Source organism: uncultured Sphingomonas sp., from assembly GCF_913778135.1.
GTDB lineage: Bacteria > Pseudomonadota > Alphaproteobacteria > Sphingomonadales > Sphingomonadaceae > Sphingomonas.
In genome coordinates, this window is sequence record NZ_CAJYVU010000072.1 from 1 (window position 1) to 4,913 (window position 4,913).

The window sequence follows — 4,913 nt, forward strand, 5'->3', positions numbered from 1 at the left end:
ACGATCGCATTGTCGCCCGCCAGCACCAGGTCGATCATCAGCACCGACCCGAAGGCGGCGAGCGCGGCGGGTTCGGTGATGTTGGAGAAGTCGGCGAGGATGTGCTGCCAGATTTCGGCCGGCGATCCCGGCCCGGCGGCTGCGGCACTGGCAGCCCCGGCAAGTAGAGTGAGGATGGACAAGGGTCGGCTCCCGGATGATGTCACCGCAACTCGTGGCCGCGGCGCTTGTATCCCCGTCCTACGCAGAAGCCGCCCACATACAAGAACGGCGCGGGGACCCGCCCCGCGCCGCGATGCCGATGCCGTCATTGCGAGCCCGGCGAAGTCATCCAAAGTCCGGCGCGTCTCGCCCTGGATAGCGGTGCTTCGCTCGCAAGGACGAACCGACGGAAACCGGCGGCGCGCCACCTGCGTGATACGCGCCGCCCGGCCCCTGCCCTTACTGGTTCATGCTGTCGAAGAAATCCTCGTTGGTCTTGGAGTTCTTCATCTTGTCGAGCAGGAACTCCATCGAGTCGATCGTGCCCATCTGCATGAGGATGCGGCGCAGCACCCACATCTTGGACAGCTTGTCCTTCTGGACCAGCAGCTCCTCCTTGCGGGTGCCCGACTTGCCCACGTCGAGCGCGGGGAAGATGCGCTTGTCGGCCACCTTGCGGTCGAGCACGATCTCGGAGTTGCCGGTGCCCTTGAACTCCTCGAAGATCACCTCGTCCATGCGGCTGCCGGTGTCGATCAGCGAGGTCGAGATGATGGTGAGGCTGCCGCCCTCCTCAATGTTGCGTGCCGCACCGAAGAAGCGCTTCGGACGCTGAAGCGCGTTCGCGTCGACGCCGCCCGTCAGCACCTTGCCCGAGCTCGGCACCACGGTGTTGTAGGCGCGACCCAGACGCGTGATGTTGTCGAGCAGGATGACGACGTCCTTCTTGTGCTCGACCAGACGCTTGGCCTTCTCGATCACCATCTCGGCGACCTGGACATGGCGCGTCGCGGGTTCGTCGAAGGTCGACGACACGACCTCGCCGTTCACCGTACGCTGCATGTCGGTGACTTCCTCGGGCCGCTCGTCAATCAGCAGGACGAGCAGGAACACCTCGGGATGGTTGATCGAGATCGCGCGCGCGATGTTCTGCATCATGATCGTCTTGCCGACGCGCGGCGGCGCCACGATCAGGCAGCGCTGCCCCTTGCCCAGCGGGGTGACGACGTCGAGCACGCGGCCCGACTTGTCCTTGATCGTCGGGTCCTCGATCTCGAGCTTCAGCCGCTCTTCGGGATAGAGCGGGGTCAGATTGTCGAAGTTCACGCGCTGGCGGACGCGTTCGGGGTCCTCGAAATTGACCTGCGTGATCTTGACCAGCGCAAAATAGCGCTCGCCATCCTTCGGTCCGCGGATCTCACCCTCAACCGTGTCACCGGTGCGCAGGCCGTGTTTGCGCACCTGGTTCGGGCTGACGTAGATGTCGTCGGGGCCGGCGAGGTAGTTTGCCTGTGCCGAGCGCAGGAAACCGAACCCGTCGGTGAGCACCTCGATCGTGCCCTCGCCCATGATCTGCTCGCCGTTCTCCGCCTGAACCTTTAGGATCGCGAACATGAGGTCCTGCTTGCGCAGCGTGGAGGCGCCCTCGACGCCCAGTTCCTCGGCCAGCTGGACGAGCTCGGCAGGAGCCTTCTTCTTCAGGTCTTTCAGATGCATGGTCGTCGGTCCGATGTGATCGGGTAAATAGGGAGAAGCTGGATCCGGCGGAAAAGGAGATCGCTGGCGGAAACGCTGGGGGAGGCGGCGAGGCACGGGCGTGCCTCAACCGTGTGATCGACCTAAGATCGGCCGCCAGCCAAGTCAAGCGCGCGCTGCCGGCCCGCGCGCTCCGATCAGAACGGCTTCACGATCACCAGGATGACGATCAGCGTGGCGGCGAGCGCGGGAATCTCGTTCATCATGCGCAGCGCCTTGTTGGACACGCCTGTACGCCCCCGCGCCAGCTTCTTCGCGTAGCCGACCGCCCAGCCGTGATAGCCCGACAGCAGTACGACGATCAGCAGCTTGGCATGAAGCCAGCCCAGGCCCGGCACGCCCGCCAGCAATCCTGCATTGATCGACAGCAGGATGCCCAGCACCCAGACGATCACCATTGCGGGCGTCAGGATGATGCGGCGCAGCTTGTTCTCGCGATCGGTCCAGCGCGCGGCCTCTGCGGGGTCGCCGAGCCCTTCCTGATGGTAGACGAGGTAGCGCGGCAGCATGAACAGTCCCGCCATCCAGAAGATGACGAAGATCAGATGCGCGGCTTTGACCCACAGGTACGTCGCGCCCAGAAAACCCGGTTCCATGACCTAGCCCCTTAACACGGCGAGCAGCCGTTCGACATGGGCGATCGGCGTGTGCTGCCCGATGCCGTGCCCCAGATTGAACACGTGCGGGCGTCCTGCCAGCGCATCGATGATCCCCCTGACGCCCGTGTCGAGCGCGTCGCCGCCCGCCTCCAGCAGCAGCGGGTCGAGATTGCCCTGCACCGGCATGCCCGCCGGCAGCACCGCGTTCGCCCACGCCGGGTCGACCGTCTCGTCGAGCCCGATCGCGTCGGGTGCGACGCCCGCGGCATAATCGACCAGCTTTGCGCCAGCACCCTTGGGAAAGCCGATGATCGGCACGCCGGGATGGCGCGCGCGCAGCTGATCGACGATCGCGCGGTTGGGCTGGATCACGTGAGCCTCGAACTGCGCCGGGCTGAGCGACCCCGCCCAGCTGTCGAACAGTTGCACCGCCTCAACCCCCGCCTCGATCTGCCGCGAGAGATACTCGACCGTCAGGTCTACGACGCGGTCGATGATCGCACCGAAGCGTGCCGGGTCGCGGTAGGCGAGCAGGCGTGTCGCGCCCTGATCCTTCGATCCCGCGCCCGCCACCATGTAGGTCGCGACCGTCCACGGCGAGCCCGCGAACCCCAGGAACGTCGTCTCCGCGGGCAGCATCGCGGCTACCTGCCTAACCGTCTCGTACACCGGATCGAGCCGCGACAGATCGGGCGTGAGCGCGGCCAGGTCTGCCTCGACCAGCGCCGGCGCCAGTCGCGGCCCTTCGCCCACCCCGAAGGTCAGCTCCAGCCCCAGCGCCCACGGCACCATCAGAATGTCGGAGAAGAGGATCGCACCGTCGAAGCCGAAGCGCCGGATCGGCTGCACCGTCACCTCCGCCGCCGCTTGCGGATCGGTCGCGAGCGCGAGGAAGCCGCCCTTGTCGGCCCGGAGTGCGCGATACTCGGGCAGGTAACGCCCGGCCTGACGCATCAGCCACACCGGTGGACGCGCACGCATTTCACCTTTCAGAACCGCGAGCAGAGGCTTGGAGCCGGTCAATCGGTACTCCCTTCTTCAATAGAAGAATCTAAAAATGAGGGTTGTTGATGTTGTAGGCGTGTGGGCGCCGGGGATTATGCGTTCGCACACCTAATGCCAACAGATTGACTCCGCCTGACACGCGATTCTGCCGGGATTCGATTCAACCGCCACCACGACTCACAGGCTGTGGATAAAACGGGCAGGCGTTGGCGGGATTGTGGACAAGTGGGCGCTCGTCCACAGGCGGGAAGCGCGCTTGGCGGGTCGGCCGAGTTACGCTAGCCCCCGTCCCCATGTTGTCCACAGATCGATCCTGAGCACTGGCATGGTCCGCCTGCACCTGCACCTGCTGTCGGATTCGACCGGCGAGACGCTGGAGAACATCGCCAAGGCGGCGCTGGCGCAATATGACGACGTGGAAACGGTGCGGCATTTCTGGCCGATGGTCCGCACCGAGGCGCATCTCGACCGCATCTGTCAGGAGATCGCGCAGAACCCTGGCCTCGTCATCTTCACCCTGGTCAATCCGCAGACGCGCCGCGCGCTGGAGGCACGCTGCCACGCGCTCGGTCTACCGATGGTCGCGCCGCTAGATCCGGTAAACGACGCCTTGTCGGGGCTGCTCGGGCAGCAGGCGAAGGCGCGGCCCGGGCGCCAGCACGTGCTCGATGCCGCTTATTTCGCGCGCGTCGATGCGATTCAGTTCACCATCGCGCACGACGACGGGATCGCGTGGGAAGAGTGGGAGGAGGCCGACATCGTGCTGGCGGGCGTCAGCCGTTCGTCGAAGACGCCGACCTCGATCTATCTCGCCAACCGCGGCTACAAGACCGCCAACATCCCCGTGGTGGTGGAAAGCCCGCCGCCGCCCCTGCTGTACCAGCTCAAGCATCCGCTCGTCGTCGGCCTGACCACTAGCGCCGACCGGCTGATCCAGATCCGCCGCAACCGGTTGCTTTCGCTAAACCAGGCACCCGAGACCGATTACGTCAACGGCGACGCGGTCGCGCGGGAGATCGCGTTCGCGCGGCGTATGTTCGCCGACAATGGCTGGCCGGTGATCGACGTGACGCGCCGCTCGATCGAGGAAACTGCCGCCGCGATCATCTCGCTATGCAACGAGCGACGCGGCGGCGCGGCGCACCCGCGCGACTGACCTGATCCAGGCGACCTTATCATACCCATGAGCATCATCCTCGCCTCGCAATCCGCGTCACGCACCGCCATGCTGTCGGCGGCAGGTGTCCCCTTCACCGCCGAACCCGCGCATGCCGACGAGGCAGCGCTGAAAGCCGCGATGACGGGCGCGGCTCCGCGCGACGTCGCCGACGCGCTCGCCGAATTGAAGGCGCTCAAGGTGTCCGCACGTCATCCGAGCCGCCTCGTACTCGGCTCGGACTCGCTCGCGGTGCTCGACGACGGCACCATCCTCGACAAGCCGCGCGACCGCGACGACGCGCGCGATCACCTGATCCGCATGTCGGGCAAGCGCCACGATCTCGTCAGCGCGGCGGTGATCGCGGAAAACGGTCGCCCGGTGTGGCGCCACGTAGAAGCGGCGCGGATGTTCGT

Annotated in this window: 5 protein-coding genes and 1 pseudogene; 2 read left to right on the forward strand and 4 right to left on the reverse strand. The window is 65.9% G+C overall.

Annotation, left to right across the window (positions count from 1 at the left end; translation table 11 throughout):
* From QZ847_RS07100 to hemE, 4 genes and pseudogenes are all read right to left on the reverse strand, one after another.
* Positions 1 to 176: pseudogene (locus QZ847_RS07100) on the reverse strand (TerC family protein); the annotation flags it as partial.
* 265 nt (positions 177 to 441) lie between these two features.
* The gene (gene rho / locus QZ847_RS07105; protein WP_294354784.1) at positions 442 to 1,698 is read right to left on the reverse strand and encodes a transcription termination factor Rho; all 1,257 of its coding nucleotides are present in this window, start codon (positions 1,696 to 1,698) and stop codon (positions 442 to 444) included.
* A 176-nt stretch (positions 1,699 to 1,874) separates the two neighbouring features.
* Positions 1,875 to 2,333 carry a CopD family protein gene (locus QZ847_RS07110; protein ID WP_294354787.1) on the reverse strand — a complete coding sequence of 153 codons (459 nt, stop codon included), beginning with the start codon at positions 2,331 to 2,333 and terminating at the stop codon, positions 1,875 to 1,877.
* 3 nt (positions 2,334 to 2,336) lie between these two features.
* A complete protein-coding gene (gene hemE / locus QZ847_RS07115; RefSeq protein WP_294354790.1) occupies positions 2,337 to 3,359 on the reverse strand; it encodes a uroporphyrinogen decarboxylase in 1,023 nt (340 codons plus the stop codon).
* 307 nt (positions 3,360 to 3,666) lie between these two features.
* Here hemE and QZ847_RS07120 point away from each other — a divergent pair, with 307 nt between their 5' ends.
* Together QZ847_RS07120 and QZ847_RS07125 are read left to right on the forward strand one after the other, a co-directional pair.
* A complete protein-coding gene (locus tag QZ847_RS07120; RefSeq protein ID WP_294190612.1) occupies positions 3,667 to 4,497 on the forward strand; it encodes a pyruvate, water dikinase regulatory protein in 831 nt (276 codons plus the stop codon).
* Positions 4,498 to 4,524: 27 nt separating this feature from the next.
* The coding region (locus tag QZ847_RS07125; protein ID WP_294354793.1) for a Maf family protein at positions 4,525 to 4,913 on the forward strand (389 nt) is incomplete at its 3' end.

Bases quoted from the DNA above. Each gene is read 5' to 3' on its own strand.
- rho (WP_294354784.1), bottom strand. From the start codon at position 1,698: ATGCATCTGAAAGACCTGAAGAAGAAGGCTCCTGCCGAGCTCGTCCAG.
- QZ847_RS07110 (WP_294354787.1), bottom strand. From the start codon at position 2,333: ATGGAACCGGGTTTTCTGGGCGCGACGTACCTGTGGGTCAAAGCCGCG.
- QZ847_RS07120 (WP_294190612.1), top strand. From the start codon at position 3,667: ATGGTCCGCCTGCACCTGCACCTGCTGTCGGATTCGACCGGCGAGACG.